1 protein-coding gene and 1 pseudogene are annotated in these 649 nt (G+C 69.3%); both read right to left on the reverse strand.

What is annotated here, in order from left to right; translation table 11 throughout:
• Positions 1-367, reverse strand: a 367-nt coding sequence (locus CR470_RS41420) for a condensation domain-containing protein (protein ID WP_373561481.1), incomplete at its 3' end; no start/stop codon positions are given.
• A pseudogene (locus tag CR470_RS41425) lies at positions 294-649 on the reverse strand (phosphopantetheine-binding protein); the annotation flags it as partial. The pseudogene CR470_RS41425 and the gene CR470_RS41420, both read right to left, overlap by 74 nt.

Consider the following 649-nt stretch of genomic DNA (forward strand, 5'->3'; position numbering starts at 1 on the left):
TCACCAGGTCGGCGATGGATGCCTGCAGCGCCGCGCGGTCCAGATCACCGGTCAGACGCATCGCGATGGGCAGGTTGTAGGCAGCGCTCTGCCCGTCGAAGCGGTTGATGAACCAGAGCCTGCGCTGCGCGAACGACAGCGGGACCAGCTCGGGCCGCTCCACCGGCCGCAGCGCCGCCCGCACCCGGCCCGTCGCACCCGACAGACGCTCCGCGAGACCCGCGACCGTCGGCGCCTCGAAGACGGTACGGATCGCCAGCTCGACACCCAGCACCGAACGGATNCCGGCCCGTCGCACCCGACAGACGCTCCGCGAGACCCGCGACCGTCGGCGCCTCGAAGACGGTACGGATCGCCAGCTCGACACCCAGCACCGAACGGATTCGGCTCATCAGCCGCGTCGCCAGCAGCGAATGACCACCCAGATCGAAGAAACTGTCATCGGCTGCGACATCGGTGACGCCCAGCACCTCGGCGAAGAGACCGCACAGGATCTTCTCCTGGGGCGTACGCGCCGCCCGGTCCGAGGAAGGGGACGAGAAGTCCGGTGCGGGGAGTGCTTTGCGGTCGAGTTTGCCGTTCGGTGTCAGCGGCAGCGCCTCCAGCACCACCACCGCCGAGGGCACCATGTACTCCGGCAACGACCGGC

It is taken from the genome of Streptomyces sp. rh34 (genome assembly GCF_002551245.1).
GTDB lineage: Bacteria > Actinomycetota > Actinomycetes > Streptomycetales > Streptomycetaceae > Streptomyces.